The sequence below is a fragment of the Planctomycetota bacterium genome, from assembly GCA_018242585.1.
Lineage (GTDB): Bacteria > Planctomycetota > Planctomycetia > Pirellulales > PNKZ01 > JAFEBQ01.
In genome coordinates this window covers 105,001-122,906 of record JAFEBQ010000009.1, presented here as the reverse complement: position 1 = coordinate 122,906, position 17,906 = coordinate 105,001, and the positions used below count along the sequence as shown (strand labels likewise).

The window sequence follows — 17,906 nt, the reverse complement described above, 5'->3', positions numbered from 1 at the left end:
GCCATCGACCTGATGGAGCTGCGGACCGCGAAGCCCACGTGCTCGGACAAGGATGTCTGACGCACGCTTCGTCCAATCGCTCCCGGAAACGAACGCCGTCCTTAGCCCCCCTGGGACTCGTTCGCTCCGGGGGCCTTTTTTTTGCGCTCGGGGCGACATTCCTCTCGCCTCCTTGTCATAAAAACACACGAGGCTGTGCCCCAGGGGAGAAGCACAGCCTCGCGGCGACGAGAAAGGGATCGTCAGGTGGTCGGTTGTCGTCAACGTCGGATGACGGTGACTATCTTGCGCCAGTCAATTGGCCGGCGCGTAATTCAATCTCCTACAGCGACTTGTTCTTCGAGCCGTCGTTGCGGTACACGCCCAAGAGCAGCTTGCCGTCGCCGTGGAAGTCGGCCACCACCGGCACATCGGTCGGCGTGCCGAATTGGTACTTGCCGTCGGCATCGGTTAGGCGGCGGTCACCGTTCACATCCAACAACCACGTGCCGCGGCGATAGACGCCGACGTTGGTCTTGCCATCACCGTCGAAGTCGGCCACGACCGGGCGATCTTGTTCGGCGCCCAAATCGAACGAGGCGTCCCCTTCGCTGAAGCGGCCATCGCCGTCGGCGTCGAGCACCCAGCGGCCGCGACGGAAGATGCCGACCGTGTCGATGCCGTCGCCGTTCCAGTCACCCACCACCGGCACATCGCCGGCGGCGCCGAAGAAGAACGTATGTCGCACGGTCAGGGGCTTAGCCGTAGCATTCGAGCCCAAGCGGATCAGGCCGTGCGAGGTACGTTCGGTCGCAGCATTCCAGTTCTTCGCGCCGCGATGGTCACGATTGTCGGCATCGGGCAAACCGGCATGATCGGCGGCACGCGCATCGTCGTCGCCCCAGGTCGGCCCGAACACGCCGATGTCGTCCTTGCCGTCGCCATCCCAATCGCCGATGACCGGCTGATCGCCTTGTCCGCCGAACTTGACCCACAGGTCGGCCTCGTCCCAACGGCCGTTGCCGTTCAGGTCGATAAACCATTGACCATTGATGAACACGCCGACTTGGGCTTGGCCCGTGCCGCTAAAATCGCCACAAACCGGCACGCCGCCCAGGTGGCCGAACCGCGCTTCGAGCAAGCCGGGCTTGCGATCAGCGACGCGCGACAACCAGAAGGCTTCGCCCATCTCGAGCTTGGGCCACGCGACCTGCAGCGCGGTCGATTCATTCGCCGAGAGTGACACCGATTGCATCCGCGGCTGGCCGGCATTCAACACGGCCAGATGCCAGGCAAAGCGCGAGGGACTGCTCCCTTGATAGAACCGCGATTGCACGGCAGAGCGCAGCGGCTGGGGGACGTCGGCGGGGACCAGGGGCTCGTTCACCGGCGCTGTCAAAGCAGCGCCGGCATCGGCGACCAGGACCGCATCGGCCGACGAGTCGGACTGATCGGCTGGCAACAAGTTGCCCACCGCAGTGACTTCAGCAGCCGAGCACGGCACCAACGACAACGCCGATAAGACGGGCGCCCAAGCGGCCTTCAACGACGAACGCCACAACCGCTGCGCGCGCAACGATACACTACTCATGCGATGGTTATTCCTAAGATGCGAATCAGAGAAGATTTTACCATTCGCTCGAGTCAGGTCGCAACGATCAGAGAAAAGAGTTGATCGTGCGGCTGACCGGGAAACCCGAAGGCTTCATTCGCGTCTCACCGAAGAACTTCCGTGAGACGCATCTGAACCATAGGTTGAAGAGTTGGGGCTGTCCAATCGCGTGAGCGAATATTTTCGCATCAGGCGTTTCGGGCAGTCTGGCGAATCCTTGCCGGAGAATGTTGAGCGAGTGCTCCTCTGCCATTCGTTACGCAGCCGTGTTGCCAAAGTTCAACACGCGTGGAGAAAACGCGGCAAATGGCTGGGAAAGGCGACGATTGCGAGAATCGCGATCGTCAGCTAACCAAGCCGGCGACTCGGTCGCCGATGTCCGGGCGGCAGAGCCGCCGGCTTGGCAGGGATAAGGCGAGCGTGGAGCTAAGGCCGTTGCAACAGCGGCGCCAGAAACTTACCCGTGTTGTTCGATGGCTCCGCGGCGAGCGCCTCGGGCATGCCGGCAAATAAAATCTGTCCGCCGCCGGCGCCCCCTTCGGGCCCCATGTCGATGATCCAGTCGGCCGACTTGATCACGTCCAGATTGTGTTCAATGACGATCATCGTGTTGCCGGCCGTGACTAGCCGCTGCATCACTTCGAGCAACCGCCGAACATCGTCAAAGTGCAGGCCGGTCGTCGGCTCATCGAGCAGATACAACGTGTTGCCGGTGGCCGAACGGCCCAACTCGGCGCAGAGCTTGATCCGCTGCGCTTCGCCGCCGGAAAGCGTGATGCACGATTGCCCCAGCGACAGGTAGCCCAAGCCGACGTCGGCCAGACAAGCGAGCATTCGCGCGATGACCGGAAAGTTCTCGAAGAATACGATCCCTTCGTCAATGTCCAGGTCGAGCACATCGGCGATCGATTTGTCCTTGTACTTGATTTCGAGCGTCTGGCGGTTGAATCGCTTGCCGCGACACGCCGGGCATTCGACGTACAAGTCGGGCAGGAAGTTCATCTCAAGCCGCTGTTGCCCCTGGCCTTGGCACTCGGAACAGCGTCCCTCGGCGACGTTGAAGCTGAAGCGGCTGGCGGTAAAGCCGCGCAGTCGGGCCTCGCGCGTCTGGGCAAACACTTTGCGAATCTCGTCGAACACGCCGATGTAGGTGGCCGGCGTGCTGCGGGGCGTACGCCCGATCGGCGTCTGATCAATCTGCACGAAGCGATCGATCAGGTTCACGCCGCGTAGCCCGGTGTGTGCCCCCGGTCGCGGACCCGTGCCGTTCAACTTACGCGCCAACGCCCGGGCCAGCGTCTCCTCGAACAAGGAACTTTTCCCCGAGCCGCTGACACCCGTGACGCACGTCAGCACGCCGAGCGGCACCGAAACGTCGACGGACTTCAGGTTGTGGCACGTCGCCCCTTCGAGCGTCAGCACGCGCTTGGGGTTCACGGGTCGGCGCTCGGCTGGCAGGTCAATCTGTGTCGTGCCGGCTAGGTAGCGACCGGTGATCGAGGCGTCGTTGGCCGAGACCGCGTCGGGCGGGCCCTCGGCCACGACCGTGCCGCCGTGCTTGCCGGCGCCGGGGCCCATGTCGACCAGCCAGTCGCAGGCACGCATCACCGCTTCGTCGTGTTCGACGACCAGCACGGTGTTCCCTTGTTGTTGCAGATCGCGCAGCGCCGCGATCAGGCGCTGGTTGTCGCGCGGGTGCAGTCCGATCGACGGTTCATCCAGGATATAACAGATGCCCACCAGGGCCGAACCGAGCCCCGTGGCCAGCCGCACCCGTTGCAGTTCGCCGCCGCTGAGGGTGTCGGCCGCGCGATCGAGTGTGAGGTAGTCGAGTCCCACATGATGCAGAAAGCGCAACCGCGAATTGATTTCGCGCAAGGGTGCGGCCGCGATCAATTGCTTGTCGCCGGTAAGTTGCAGCGCGCTGAAGAACTGGCTCGACTGGTCAACCGGCAGCGACGTGACTTGTTGGATGGTCCGGTCGCCGACGCGCACGCTGCGGGCTTCGGGGCGCAGTCGGGCGCCGTGGCACTCGGCGCACGGAATGTCGTCGCGGAATGGTTCGAGCGCGTCCCGGTCGGCGTCGGTTTTGGCCGTGGCGTATTCCGCTTCCAAAAGTGAGAGCACGCCGGGTACCGTGTCGGTGCCGTTCCACAGGATGCCGCGCGCCTTGGGCTTCAGACTCTCCAGCGGCACGTCGAGCGTGAAGTTCCCCGCCTCGGCCAGAGCAGTCAGGGGCTTGAGGCGGCTGGCGCGACAGGTAAACGAACGGCCGTTGCCGTTCTTGGCCTTGGCCACGCGCCAGGGAACAATCGCCCCGTCGGCGAGAGTCAGTGACGCGTCGGGCGCAAGCAGTTCGTCATCGAACGCGCGGCGATGCCCCAGCCCGCTGCACGCCGGGCACGCGCCGTAGGGACTGTTGAAACTGAACGTCCGTGGCTCCAACTCTTCGTAGCTGATGCCGCACTCGGGGCAGGCGTACTCGGTGCTGAAGACAATGTCGCTCCAGGCCTCGGGCGCGCTGCCGGCTGGCTGATGCATGGCGATGGCCAGTCCTTCGCCGTGGTGCAGCGTCGAATGGAGCGACTCGGCCAGGCGCGGGCGGATGCCTTCGCGCACGATCAGCCGGTCGACCACCGCTTCGATCGTGTGTTTCTTCTGCCGCACCAGCGCCGGCACCGCGTCCAATTCGTAGACCTGACCATTGACCCGGGCGCGGACGAAGCCCAGCTTGCGAATCGACTCGAAGACCTCGGCGTGTTCCCCTTTGCGGCCGCGGACCAGCGGAGCCAACAGCATCAGCCGCGTCCCCTCGGGTAGCCGCAACAGGGCTTCGAGGATCTGCTCGGGGTGCTGTTGGCTGATCGGCCGGTTGCACTGGTAGCAATAGGCGTCGCCGACGCGGGCGAAGAGCAAACGCAGATAGTCGTAAATCTCGGTGACCGTGGCGACGGTGCTGCGCGGGTTGGCGGTGCCGGCGCGCTGGTCGATCGAGATCGTGGGCTGCAGGCCGTCGATCGACTCGGCATCGGGGCGTTCGAGCTGGGCCAGAAACTGCCGAGCGTAGGTTCCCAGGCTTTCGATGTATTGGCGTTGCCCCTCGGCGAACAGCGTGTCGTAGGCGAGCGAGCTTTTGCCCGAGCCGCTGGGGCCGGTGATCACGACCATCTGGTCGCGGGGGATGTCGATGTCGATGTTCCGCAGGTTGTGCACCCGACAGCCGCGCACGCGAATGGCCGGCGCGGCCGCGGAGTCAGCGTTGGATTGCACAGCGGGGGCCGTCGACATGCGATCGTAAGACTGGGGTGAAGTGGCTCAGACTCTCTTCGTCACAGGCGCTCTTCGTCACTGTGGGCGCCACTGGTGGCTTGCCCACCAGTGCGACGTTGCGTTGGCCCGTGGGCGTAGCTGGCACACGCGAACCGCGGCTATGCCCTGTCGGCAAAAGTGCACGCAGGGCAATCTTTCAGCGTAACCAGCCGTGTCGATGGGGGCAACGGTGGCGTGCTGGCGAACCTTGCGAGCGTGGCCGAATCTGATAAGTTGATAGGTCTGACCGCGGCGGAAAGTGCGTCAAAAGTGCGTCAGTAGATGACGCGTTTCACGCTGGGGTCGGGTCATGCCGCCACCGCGGCGCGAACGCCCATGTGCCCGTAGCTCAATTGGATAGAGCGTTGCCCTCCGAAGGCAAAGGTTACAGGTTCAACTCCTGTCGGGCATACTTCTTTCGCTCAGAGCGCGACCAGCGCAGCTCGGCGCGACGAGCCCATTGTTGGTGGGCGGCTCACGCGGAAACCGACTGGCGGCATGTGTTCCCACCGCGACCAGTCGTCCGTCAGGGCTAGAGCGGTTTCCAGAACCCTCTAGCGCGATGATCGCAAATTGGGTAAGACGGAGGCAAGTCACGGGAGGACTTGTCTTGGAAGCTTACTCAATTGATTTGCGGCGGCTGGTGTTGGAAGACTGCGACGGTGGGATGACGACCTGGTGCGTGGCGACCAAATATCGCGTCAGCGAGTCGTGGGTTCGTCGTTTGAAGCAGCGGCGGCGTAAGACGGGGGAGACGACGGCCCGGTCGTCGCGTCCCAAGTCGACGAAGAAAGTGCTGGCCGAGCATCGCGAGACGTTGCTGCGGCCGGTGCGTGAGCGGGCCGACGTCACGTTGGCCGAACTGCAGCTAGGCGCGCGGCTGCTCTACCTGCCGCCGTATAGTCCCGACTTCAATCCCATCGAGCAGATCTTCAGCAAGCTCAAACAACTTGTCCGCGGCGCGAAAGAATGGACTGTCGAAGGGATTTGGACGCTGCTCGGAAAACTCCTCGACCACTTTCCACCCCGTGAGTGCCAAAACTACTTCCGAAATTCGGGCTACGCTACAGGAATTTGAAAACCGCTCTAGCGTGCGCGTGACCATCGAGTTTCTTGTTGCCGCGCCGATGGCCGAGTCATCGGTGCCTCCCCAAGGCGCTCGAACATGGTGAGTCCCCTCTCATCTCTCATCTGCGAATCCTGCGCAGGCGCATCAGATAGTCGCCCGAGTCAATTTGAAGGGTCTGAGAAGCCGCCTGGTAAGTCACCTTGCCGGTCATGTAGTCGGAGCCGTCCTCGGACTTCATGCTCAGTTGGTCTCCTTGGATTGTGTACCGGCCTCCTTGCAAGAAGCCGCCATAATGCAGGACCGACCACTTGCCACCGGCCAGAAACTCAACATCGGCTGGGTTTTGGGCGTCGGTGATTCGTTCTCCTTTCGAGGTCAGCGACAGCAGCCCCCAATACGTCCCCGCCAGGTTCGGCACCGCCCCTCCGCCGCCACCCTGAGGCGGAACGGTCGGGTTTACGTTCCGCGGCGGGGTGTAGTTCGCATTGCCCCCAGGTGCGTTCAGACCGGGGGTCACATTCGCCGGAGGCGGCACGTAGGCCGGCGGCGAATAGGGAGCAGGCGCGGGAGCGGGAGCCGGAGGTGGAACATAAGCTGGCGGCGGCACGTACGCCGGAGGAGCATACGGCGCTGGAGTCGGGCCAACGACCTGGCCCGCATCGGGGGCCGCGCCCGCCACTGATACCGAACTGAAGAACTGATTCAGCGTAGCCTGGGGAGCGTTCGACTGGGCCGTCCGAATCGTCATCATCTGGCACAGCCGATTGCCGACGATGTAAGCCCGGACTTGCATCTCGGTGTCATCGTCTTTGACAGCCGTGAAGGCGATGCCAGGATGCCCTTGTAGTGTGATCTGCCGGTTGTTCGTCAGCCGACCTTTCAAGCCGGCGGTCTCGCCATCGCGCAAACCAGCCAGCCGCTCGGCAGCGTCCACTTCGACATTCTGATCGGCTTGCTGGAAGGTGACCAATAGCGCGGTGTTCCCGCCATCGAGTTCACATGAATACTGTCCCTTGTCGTCAATCTCGGGCTGTCCAGGCATGGCAAACGTGAAGCCATTGGCCGAGATGCGCGTCCAGCCATTGGCGTTGGAGTTTACGACGCGCGGCACGTCAGGGTTGTTCGGCGCGCTGGGGACCGCCGGCGAACCGCCGCCGCCAAAGCCATCGCCGCGACGACCGGCCAGGAATTCTTCCTTGGTCACGCGGCCATCGCCGTTGGCGTCATAGCGCCCATAACGTCCGTCGAACTCGGTCCCCGACAGCCAGCTATCGTTGTTCCAATCGAGCAAGCGCCAGGCTTTTTCCAGATCGCGCGTCGTAGCGGCTTCTTGCCGGTCGGCCGCCCGGCCGGCCAGGAACTCGTCGCGCGAGACATAGCCGTCGCCGTTGGTGTCATAGCGCGACCAATCGTCGCGCCCCAGTTCGGCTAGCGTCAGATAGCCGTTGTGATTGCGGTCGAGGAACCGGTCGAATAGGTCGGCGCTGTTTTCGACTGGGCCATCGGCGGCGCGCGCCGGCAGTGCCAATAGCGAGAAGGCCACCAAGGCAAAAATCGAACCGCGAGTACTGTGAAAACGAGCCATGACGCTGCTCCCCGTGGTGAAAAGACGCATCCAAATGCGTGGGAGGAAAGGCCCCGCCTGCGCGCTATGATACTGCTCGAAATCGGCGGAGCAAGCGCGGGGCGCGTAAGTCCGCAAAAAGTCCGGCGTCGCCACGAAAAATCGCGTCAACCGGTCGTGCGCATACCGGCGGCAATGCCTTGCACCGTCAGCCGCAGTAGATCGCGCAGCCGTTCGTGCTCGTCGGCGCGCTGTTGCTCCCCCTCGACCTTGCGACGGCGGCGAATCAGGTCGATTTGAATCAGGTTCAATGGATCGATGTACGGATTGCGGACTTCGATCGAACCTCGGAACCAAGGGACGGTGGCCAGCAGTTCTTCACCGCCGACGATATCGAGGATGCCTTGTCGCGTCCGGTCGCGCTCGCTGGCAATCATCATCCACAATCGCTCGCGCGTCTCGGGCGATTCGCACAACTCGGAGTAATGTTGCCCGATGTACATGTCGACCTTGGCCAGCGCCAGGGCCGCGTTGTCGATCGTGGCTTGCATGAACGGCCACTGCCGGTACATCTCGCAGATGGCCAGCCAGGCCGCGCGGTCGCGATACTTCACCTCGGTCAGCGCCGTCCCCAGCCCGTACCAGGCCGGGATCATGCACCGATTTTGCGTCCACGAGAAGACCCAGGGAATGGCTCGTAGGTCGTCTAGCGTCCGCTCGCCGCGGCGTCGCGCCGGGCGCGAACCGATGGGCAGGTTCTCGATCTCGTCGATGGGCGTGGTCTCGGCAAAGAAGTTGATGAAGCCGGGCTGATCGACCAACTCGCGATAAACCTGCAACGAGCGCTGCGACAGCGATTCCATCAACTCGAACCAACTTGGCTTGACCTCGGCCGCGGCGACATTGCTCGCCGTCAGCGTGGCCCAGGTGACTTGCTCGATGTGCCGGTAGGCAACCTGCACGTCGTCGTACCGTTCGGCCAGCACTTCGCCTTGCTCGGTCAGACGCAGGGTGCCATCGAGCGCCTCGGGCGGCAGCGACAAGATGCCGCGCGCCGCCGGCCCGCCGCCGCGCCCCAGTGAACCGCCGCGACCGTGGAAGAAAGTCAGGCTGATGCTGCGCTCGGCCGCCACGGCCTGCAACTGGCTTTGGGCCCGATACAGCCCCCAACAAGCGGCCAGATAGCCGCCGTCCTTGGTGCTGTCCGAGTAGCCGACCATGACGATCTGACGATTCCCTTGCCGTTTCAAGTGCTCGGCATAGCAGGGCTCGTCGAGAATGTCGCATAGCGTGTGCGCGCCGCGGGCCAGGTCGCCGATCTTCTCGAACAAAGGTGCAATGCGCAGCTCGACACCTGCGGGTAGCTCGGCGCCGGTCTCGCGTTTGGCCATCGCTTGTGCCCAGCGCCACAGCCACAGGACGCACAGTACGTCGCACGCGTTGCGGGTCAAACTGGTGATGTGCGCGCCGATGCAATCGGGGCCGAGCGTGGCGAGGGCCTGTTGTAAGATACGGAACAATCGCATTGTGTCGGCCGACAACGGCGACAGTTTGCTGACGTCAATCGGCCGGTCGAAGCCCATCGTCTTGACCAGGAGTGCCTTTTGCTCGCTTTCGGGCAAGGCCGCGAAGTTCGATGCCAGATTGGTGGTGGCGAAGACCTCGGTGACAATTTCCTGATACCGGCGGGCGTCTTGGCGAATGTCGAGCCGCGTCAAATGCAGGCCAAACACCCGCGTCAGATCGAGCCAGGCCTGCAAGTCGCTTTCGAGCAGCAGCTCGCCGTGGTGCGTGGCCAGACTGGCTCGCAACAACTCCAGGTCCGCAGCCAGCGCGCAGCCATCGCGGTAAGAGCCCGCAACCAGCGGGCTGCCGAGCGTTGGCAGACGCGATTGATTGAGCCGCCACTGAATCACGCCGATCCAACGGCGATAAATCTCGCGAGGCGAAATCCCCTCGATTGACTTGGCTACCTCGGGCCAGCGTTCGAGCGCGGCAGTGATCGCCTGTTCCAACTCGGGCGTGACTGCCGTTTCACGAATCGACAGCGACAGTAAGTCGAAGGCCTTCTTGCTGAACGTCAGGTGATGCGTGATGGCCGCCTCGCGCAGCCACAGCAAGGTGTTCTCCGACACGTCCGATGTTACGTTCGGGTTGCCGTCTCGGTCGCCCCCCATCCAGGAGCCAAACCGCACGAACAAGGGCGTTTGAATTGTCTCGCCTGGGTAATAGGTGTGCAGCGCGCGACGCAACGCGGCAAATGCTTGCGGCACGACTTCCCACAGCCGCGGCATGATCGACAAGCCGCGCTGCACTTCTTCCATCACCGTGGGGCGCTGGGCGCGCAAGAACGCCGTCTGCCAAAGGACCATCAAGTCGGCGCGCAGGGAAGTCTGCAGCCGCTCGCGTTCGCGTTGCAACAGATCGGTGCTGTCCAGATCCTGCAGCGTTTGACGCATCCGCCGCAGCTTGGCCCGAATCGAACGTCGCTTGGCTTCGCTGGGGTGGGCCGTGAAGACCAACTCGATTTGCACCTTGTCGAGGGCGGCTTGCACTTGCGCGGCCGTGAGGCCCAGCTTTTTGAACTGGGCAATGGCCGCCGGGATCGATTCGCTGATCGGCTCGGGATATTGCTCGGCCTCGCGATTGCGCAGCACGCGCACGCGGTGCCGGTCTTCGGCCAGGTTGGCCATGTCGAAGAAAACGGTGAATGCGCGGGTGACGATCCGGGCCTGGCGCTCGTCGAGTTCGGAGATCAGCACCGAGAGCTTCCGCTCGGCGTCAACATCGCCGGCGCGGCGATCGCGGGCCAGGCGGCGAATCTCTTCGACTCGGGCCAGCGAATCGGGGCCCGCCAGCTCGGAAATCACGCAGCCGAGCATATCGCCCAGCATTCGCACATCGCGCCGTAATAGGTCGTTACTAACACCTGTTGTCATTTACCTCGGCCGCCTTCGCTACTTCATAAAAGTGTTAAGCCAAGTAGTTCGGTACGCAGGGGGCAAAACCTGGGCCAAGTATCATCAAAAAATCGCCGCGCGCCGCCGAAATGTCGCCCGTTAGGGCAAATCACGCCTTACTTTTTACCCAGTCAATGTGCGTTCGGCGAGCGCTGACGATGTTTTGCGCATGGACTGCCAATTCGGCTTGCAATAACGCTAGCAGGCTCGCGGCTAAATCTAACTCCGAGGTGCCGCGTGCGAGAGGTCGGGATACCTGAATTTGGCGTTAGATCAAGCGCCAGTTTAGCGGCATCCCACACCCGACGATTCCATGCGGCAATGACCGTTACCCATACGTCGGGCTTGGCGACTTGTTCCGCCGCAAAAAACTTTCCCGATTTTCGGTAGTCATTCTTGGGGGCTTCTCGTTCCAAGGTTTGGATCGAAAAGTTTCAGGGAAGTGCAGTGTCCGGACGTGACAACGTCCAACGATCGGCTGCCCGCAGGGATCCAGGCCGGAACACCTGGGTGTTGTGGCGACCGACGAGGCTCTCGTCACGCGATGGTTCCATCGCCGGCCTCAAACGTAATTGCACAAGGAGCAGGGGATGAGCACCAATTCACACACCGCTGGTCGTGGTCGCTGGCTGTTTCAACGTCTGGCGACCTGGGAAGTCTTGGCCGCGCTCGGCGTGGCGGGGCTGGCATTGTGGATGATTTTTTCGGCGGATGCACTGGGTGCGCCCCCTCCGGCGCCTCCACCGCCCCTCAATTCAGCGGGAAGGGGGCCGCAGTCCCCCGTGGCGGTGCTGGGGAGGACGTTGTTCTTTGACACCACGCTGTCAAATCCGGCGGGTATGTCGTGCGCCTCGTGCCACGCGCCGCAGGTCGGCTTTACCTATCCTGACTCGGACGAGAATCTCGACGCCGGGCCGGTCGAAGGTGTCGTGCCGGGCCGATTTGGCAATCGCAAGCCGCCCACGGTCAGTTACGCCTCGTTCATTCCGCACGGCCCCACGCCGATGCCCGTCGGGCAAAACGGCCAGACGATCTTCGTCGGCGGGTTGTTCTGGGACGGCCGCGCGCCTGACTTGCCAACTCAAGCGGGCATGCCGTTCGTGAACCCGAACGAGATGAACGACATTGTCCACAATCTGGCTGCGCCCGAGTTAGTCGTGCAGCAGGTGTTGAAGAATCATCTGCCGCAATTCGTCCAGGCCTACGGCGCTGGCGCAGCGCACGGCAGCACCAGCGATATCTTCAAGCTGATCTGCGCCGCCATTGCCACCTGGGAAAGTACGCCCGAGGTGTCGCCGTTCAATTCCAAGTTCGATGCCGTGATGGCAGGTCGGGCGCAATTCACGCCTTCGGAACTGAGCGGCTTTCGGCTGTTCACCGGTTCGGCGACCGGGCGCGCCGGCGGAGCGCCGATGCCCAAGCATGCTCAATGCAGCGCGTGCCATTCGCTGCAGCCGGGTCCGGGGCGCGATTTGTTCACCAACAACGGCTACTTCAACACCGGGGTTCCCAAGAACCCCGACAATCCCTTCTATAACGAGACCGATGCGGTGAACAATCCGCTCGGTTACAACCCGCTGGGCGCGGCGTACATCGACCTGGGGCTGGGAGACTTCATCTACAGCAAGTCGGGGCTCGGTACCGCGGGGGGCGACACGTTGCGAGTGAACGGAACTTTCAAGACCCCCACGCTGCGCAACATCGACAAGCGGCCGTCGCCGAGCTTTATCAAAGCCTATTCGCATAACGGCTTTTTCAAGCATCTGATGGACGTCGTCCACTTCTACAACACGCGCAACTTGACGTCGCGACCCGGCGAAGTGATCGACTTTACCCAGGCCAATCCCTACGCCAAGCTCCGCGGCAAGCCGCTCTGGCCGACGCCGGAGTATCCTTCGGCGCAGACGCTGGTGAACCCGGCGGGCTTGCGCGGCGGGATTGGCAATCTGGGCCTGACCCCGCAAGACGAGACGGACATCGTCAACTTTATGTCCACCCTCAGCGATCAGTAGCGGCACGGTTCGTACGTACGGGAGCCCAGGTAGGTATAGCCCGCGGCCGTCGGTGACAGCGCAATCTGTTGCCGCGGCCGCGGGCTGCGTTGATTATTGATCGAACGAGCGTTCTATCGAGCCATGAATCGGCGGCTGGCAATCCCTGGTGTAACTCGATGGCGTTGTTATCGATTGAGCGGGCGGGTGGTCAGTTCAAGCGGCCACTACGCAACATTTTGCCCCTTCACGCGGGCCAGGGTATGATGGCCTCGGTGGGCCGATTTCACGGCCTGCTTTCTCGAGCCAACCGGTGTGAACCAGCGATGGATGCCGACCAGAACGCCGCCGTGGCGGCTCCCCAAGTCGATCAGAAAACTAAAGAGCAGCCGGCCGCCGACAAGCCGCGACTTTTGCCGCCGCACGCGGTCGTGGTGATGAACGACGACTTTCACACCTTCAATTACGTGATCGACGTGTTCGCCAAGGTGTTTGGCTATGCTCCCGAAAAGAGCGCGGTCCTGGCCGCGCAGATTCACAAGGACGGGCGGGGGATCGTCTGGTCGGGAACCAAGGAATTGGCCGAATTAAAGCGCGACCAGATTCGTTCCGCGGGGCCCGACGTGTACGCCTCGCGCAACGTCGATTGGCCGCTGGGCGTGGTCATCGAACCTTTGCCGGGTTGAGCGTTGCGCCGGACTCTATTCGACCGTGACTGTCATCTCGGCCACGAGCAGTTCATTGTCGGGCCAGCTCTTCTCGGCCGCTTCGGCCCAGTAGAAGCGACGAAACAGAAGTCTCGCGGTGATCACCACTTTGCTAGCGCTCGCGGCGAACACGAAATCCTGCCGGTCGACCGTGTCGGGCGCGATTCGACTGTCGTAGGCCAGACGATTGTCCTGCCAATAGGCGATCGGCTGCTCACCACGGGGGCCTTCGAGCACCTTGGCATACAGCTTGCCTGGCCGCCCGGCCAGCGCTCCCGCGTCGCGCGGGCCGACGCCGGCTAACGCGGGCAACTTGCTGCCGCTGGTCTGTTCGAGCGTCCCTCCCTCGGCAGTGCGCGCCTCGAGCCACAGGATCATATTCCGCGAAGGATGTCCGGTCGGTACGGCATGCCCAATGTCGCGAGGTCGGACCTCGGCGGCGACTTCAATTCCCGACGCGCCGCGCTTGGCGGTCAGCGAAAGTTGCAAGTGTCCGTGCAGGAACTGGGTGTCGAACCCTGGAAAGCGATGCGCGGCCAGCGTGGCGGGGTCGCGCTCGATGCCTCCCCGGCCGGGGGCGATGTTGGTCATCGTGCCCGATGGCGCCATGTGACAGTTTTGGCACTGCACGCCGCGTCGAGCCGCGCTGCTTTTTTGCCACTCGGAGTAGGTGCTGTAAGCGTGCGTGCCAAGCAGCGTTCCTTCGTGACAGCTTGCGCAGTACTGGCTTTGCGAATAGAGCGGCGAATAGACGTCCTCGCCCCGATCGACGTCATTGAGCGGGCCAAAGAACAACTGCCCCTCGGCCGGCCGCGCCAGCCGCATGGCAAATCGGCCGTGGTTCAGACCAACGCGCGTGACGTCGACCTCGGCGATCTTGTGACAAAAATCGCAATGCACCCCCTGGCGCGCCACGCCTTGCACCTGGCGCAAGTCGCTCAGCAGCGCCACGTCGGGCTCGGCCGAGGGATAGTGGCACGAGTAACAAACACCGGCCGCTTCGGGACGTTCGGCCAGCAAGTTCTTTCCTCGATTCTGCTGGCCGTGCCAATCGGTTCCCTCGTACTGATCGAGAAACCGGCGGTTATTGGCCGATTGGGCGTGCGCGCTGGCCGACCATTCATCGACCATTTGCTGATGGCAGTTGCCGCATTGCTGTTGGCGCGCGGCGTCAGCCTGGGGTGCAACCCATTCGTAGCCGCCGTGATCGTCGGTCGTGTGCGGGCGCAGATCAAAATGCAGCTCTGGCTCGTCTTTCGACCAAGGACGGCCGGCGATGATCATGCCGGGGCTCGACGCGATCAGCCGCGCGGCAATCGACGGCTCGCGATTGGCCAGGGTGAAACGCCCGTGGGCGTCGGTCACCGCCGACTCGCGCCGCCCTTGAAGCCGAACCGTCGCGCCGGCGATAGGTTGGCCGTCGCTGGTGACGACACCCCGAGCTTGTGTTGTTGCGCTATGCGACGCAAGTGGTTCCAGGCGGCGAGCGGACGGCGCACTCTGGCCAATGGCGATCAATAGCACCATCAGCACCAGCGCGGCAACGCATCGCGCGAGCGGGCTCATGACTTGCCGGCCGCGCTTTTGTCACGCTCGTCCAGGAATGTTTCCCAGCGCTTGGCGGCATCGAAGCGTTCCGCCACGTTGCTTCCTTCGCGGGGGCCTAGGTCTTCGCCCAATAGCTTGACCAACGACGCGTGGGCGTTGGCCGAGACTCGCGAATCGCCGTCGCGGATCGCTTTGGCCAACTCGCGGTACAACGGCGACGCCTTGTAACCGACGGCCATCGCCGCCGCCGCCCGCAGTTCGCCGTTCTTTGACTGCAAATGCTGACGCAGCGAATCGTCAGTCACTTCCGAAAGTCGCTGCGCGAGCAAGCCGCGCGCCGTCGGCTTCATATCCTCGCTGACCAGATTGACCGCCTCGGCCAATAGCCGCACGCTGTCGTCACCCGGCTGCTTGCGAAGAAACTCGAGCAGGTTCAACAGTTTGGCCCCTTTTTCGGTGGTGAAGGCCGAGCGAATGTCCGCTTCGCTCCAACGCTCCACCGGCGTGTGGCGGCGGCGCAACTCGGCCGGGTCGCCGGCGCGCATGGTCGAGCTTCCCTCCTCGCGGCGCTCGTGTGGATTGCGTCCCTCGCTGACGTTTTCCAGCATCTGCCGCATGCTGGCCAGGTAATTGCCAAAGGGTTTGTTGGCGGTGGTGGTTTCCAGACTGGCCAGCGCGTCTCGCAATGTCGCCTGATCGGCCTTCATCATCAATTGCTGCAATTTGCTGGCAATGACCATCACCGGGCAACTGTTATTGATCTCGACGGCTCGGTTCAGGCCGCGAATCAACGCCGGGATCGCATCGGTCGTGTTGAGTCTCGAAAAGGCGTCGCGCGCTTCCCAGCCCGCCTGGCCGCGCAACCTGCCCACGTCGTAGTCGATGAACTTGTTGACGATGACGTCGTATTGATCGGGCTTTGACTTGGCGGGCGCTTTGGCGGCGGGCTTCTTATCGGCGTTGCCCGGCTCGGGGTTATCAGCAACTTGCGCGCTTGCCGAGCGGCCCAGGGCCAGCGTCGTCAGCAGCGCGACCAAGATCTCGAGGGCTCGACTTTGGTGAGTAAAAGATGGTTTCAACCGCATGGTTTCTCCTTCTGGGCAGGCAGCAACGCCGCCGCCACGATTCCGATCATTATCAAGCTGCCAAGTCATCATAACGCAGATGGCGCGCCAGGGTGAGCGCCCATTCAAGGCTTCGCTTCGTCCGCCTTGGCTGCGGCCGGGGCAGGTTCGGGCTGGCTGGCCGGCGCCGACTGGTGCGCCGCGCGCAGTTCGTCGACCGATTTCGACAACGACGTGTGAAACTCGGCCAATTGCCCCAACAGCTTGGCAAAACGCTCGTGCTCGGCTTTGCCCGCGGTTTCCTCGTTGTTGGCCAATTGGCTGACCAACTCGGTCACGGTCTGCATGTGGGCGTTGGTCGTCAGCATCAACTGCCGCAGCGTCAGAAAGTCCCCTTTGCTTTCCAGCGTCTTGGCGTGCGCTTGGGCCTGGGACAGGTTGGTATCCAGCTTGGAGACTTCCAGCGATTTCCACGCTCCCTGCACGAACTCACGCGCCTGTTGATGCGTGCCGTCCTTGATCCGCCAGACTTCGCGCAATCGTTCCAGCCGCTTGCGCAGGTCGGGCTGATCGGGCTGTTCGGCCAGCGCTTGCTCGTATTTCTCGAACGCGGTCTCCGCGTCTCCCACGCCTTCGGCTTGCAGGCCCAGATCGCTGATCACGTCGGCCCGGCTTTGGGCGTTGTTCAGCTCGATGGCCGCCGCGACCCGCCGCGACATATTGGCAAGCTGCTCGCCTTTGTTCTTGATTGCCTTCAACTCGCTGTTCAGCCAGGCCATCAACGGATCGGCGGGAAGCTTTTCGGCCGCGATCTGCTTCTCGAGTTCCAAGACTCCCGCCACCGCCGTCACCCGCAGTTTCTCGATGGTCGCCACGTTAAGTTGCAGGTGCTCCTGAAGCTGCTCGTATTTCTTTTCTTCGTACAGTCGGTTGGCTTGGCCGACGAGGTTGTTTTGCGACTGCTGTAGGACGCGCACGTCCTCGACCAGATAGCGCACCTGGCGGTCATAGTCGTTCTTGGCGCTGGCCGCGCGATCGACGATCACCTTGCGGGTCAGCTCGACCACGTCGTCGGTGATCGGCACCGGCAGCATCGCCGCCGGACGGTTAGGCTGAGACAGACGCAAGTACGCGACGTGATGAAACGTCTCGCCCGGCAGGTACCAGCCGTGCCGATCGGGGGGCGGAAAACGGTGACGCGCTTCGAGCGTGTCGAAACCTTCGCTGTTGCCCAGCACCGAATACTCCTGCACCGGGCGGCCATCGGGATCGGTCAGCCGCAGTCTAAGTCGCCCGTCAACCGTCTTGAGCCGCAGCGCCTGGAACCCCACCGTGCGACCGGTGAGCTGCCAAGGATCGGGCAGGCTGGTGTCGAACCGGGCTAGGTAGAAATCCTCGACCGGCTGTTGCAGACGCAGCACCGTGTTGGACATCGCCGCCGGCAACTGCCCACCGTCGGCGGAACGCGAGACCGAGAATGGCTGCAGCACCGTGCCCGGCCGCAGCATTTCGCCCAACCGCGGACCGCGCCCCGCGCCGCGGAAGCGAAGCACCACGTGGCCGGGCGTCTTGGCCGGTTCGACGGTCGCCGTCGGCGCGAAGTCCTCGTACAGCGCCAGGCAGACCGCCTTGGCGACCCACAATCGATCGGGCGTCAGCCGAGAGCGCGACGGGCCGAGAAAGTCGAGCCCGCGATCCAATTGCCGCCAACGAATGCGATACAGGTCGTCGGGCCGATCGATCGCGACGACGAACGCCTTGTCGGGGAAGTCGGCTTTGGCGAAGTCTTCGCGCGAAAACGACCAAGCTTCCAGGGGCTGCTTGCCCAGCCGATCGATCAACGGATGCTCGCGCACGACTTCCACGACCGCCAGTTCGCCAAAGTAGCTGGCCAATTGATCGCGAACCTGTCGTTCGAGGCTGTCGTTGAACAGCCGGGTGAACAGCGGGTCGCGCGAGACCTGCAGCGCGACGGTCACGCGATAGGGTTCCGCGGCGCGCGGCGCAAGCGGGGCTTCCTCGGCAGTCAAGCCCAGCAGCAACATCGTAATCAGGCCAGCAAAGTTCATCGCTTCATTCGCGGTACGCCGTCGCCCGGCTTGC

The 17,906-nt window shown here is 63.2% G+C and carries 9 protein-coding genes, 1 tRNA gene and 1 pseudogene; 4 read left to right on the top strand and 7 right to left on the bottom strand.

Annotated features, from left to right (window positions below; genetic code table 11):
- Positions 1 to 322 precede the first annotated feature (322 nt).
- Together JSS27_04810 and uvrA are read right to left on the bottom strand one after the other, a co-directional pair.
- Positions 323 to 1,570, bottom strand: a complete 1,248-nt coding sequence (locus tag JSS27_04810) for a VCBS repeat-containing protein (GenBank protein ID MBS0208255.1) — start codon at positions 1,568 to 1,570, stop codon at positions 323 to 325.
- Positions 1,571 to 2,017: 447 nt separating this feature from the next.
- Positions 2,018 to 4,879 (bottom strand): excinuclease ABC subunit UvrA, encoded by a 2,862-nt coding sequence (gene uvrA / locus JSS27_04805; GenBank protein ID MBS0208254.1) that lies wholly within the window; start codon positions 4,877 to 4,879, stop codon positions 2,018 to 2,020.
- Between the two features lie 359 nt (positions 4,880 to 5,238).
- On the opposite strand from uvrA, the gene JSS27_04800 reads away from it, so the two are divergent.
- Both JSS27_04800 and JSS27_04795 read left to right on the top strand, forming a co-directional pair.
- Positions 5,239 to 5,312 (top strand) — tRNA-Arg (locus tag JSS27_04800).
- A 459-nt stretch (positions 5,313 to 5,771) separates the two neighbouring features.
- Positions 5,772 to 5,864, top strand: a pseudogene (locus JSS27_04795) (transposase).
- Positions 5,865 to 6,087: 223 nt separating this feature from the next.
- Here JSS27_04795 and JSS27_04790 read toward each other — a convergent pair.
- Together JSS27_04790 and ppc are read right to left on the bottom strand one after the other, a co-directional pair.
- Positions 6,088 to 7,554 (bottom strand): hypothetical protein, encoded by a 1,467-nt coding sequence (locus JSS27_04790; protein MBS0208253.1) that lies wholly within the window; start codon positions 7,552 to 7,554, stop codon positions 6,088 to 6,090.
- A gap of 146 nt (positions 7,555 to 7,700) precedes the next feature.
- Entirely contained in the window at positions 7,701 to 10,472 is a 2,772-nt protein-coding gene (gene ppc, locus JSS27_04785) for a phosphoenolpyruvate carboxylase (protein MBS0208252.1), read from the bottom strand.
- 611 nt (positions 10,473 to 11,083) lie between these two features.
- On the opposite strand from ppc, the gene JSS27_04780 reads away from it, so the two are divergent.
- A complete protein-coding gene (locus JSS27_04780; protein ID MBS0208251.1) occupies positions 11,084 to 12,505 on the top strand; it encodes a cytochrome C in 1,422 nt (473 codons plus the stop codon).
- A 305-nt stretch (positions 12,506 to 12,810) separates the two neighbouring features.
- The gene (locus JSS27_04775) at positions 12,811 to 13,170 is read left to right on the top strand and encodes an ATP-dependent Clp protease adaptor ClpS (protein MBS0208250.1); all 360 of its coding nucleotides are present in this window, start codon (positions 12,811 to 12,813) and stop codon (positions 13,168 to 13,170) included.
- A gap of 15 nt (positions 13,171 to 13,185) precedes the next feature.
- On the opposite strand, the gene JSS27_04770 is transcribed toward JSS27_04775, so the two are convergent.
- The 3 genes from JSS27_04770 to JSS27_04760 form a co-directional block, all read right to left on the bottom strand.
- A complete protein-coding gene (locus tag JSS27_04770; protein MBS0208249.1) occupies positions 13,186 to 14,757 on the bottom strand; it encodes a carboxypeptidase regulatory-like domain-containing protein in 1,572 nt (523 codons plus the stop codon).
- A complete protein-coding gene (locus JSS27_04765) occupies positions 14,754 to 15,776 on the bottom strand; it encodes a hypothetical protein (protein MBS0208248.1) in 1,023 nt (340 codons plus the stop codon). Before JSS27_04765 ends, JSS27_04770 begins: the two co-directional genes overlap by 4 nt.
- 152 nt (positions 15,777 to 15,928) lie before the next feature.
- The gene (locus tag JSS27_04760) at positions 15,929 to 17,872 is read right to left on the bottom strand and encodes a hypothetical protein (protein MBS0208247.1); all 1,944 of its coding nucleotides are present in this window, start codon (positions 17,870 to 17,872) and stop codon (positions 15,929 to 15,931) included.
- Positions 17,873 to 17,906: the final 34 nt, after the last annotated feature.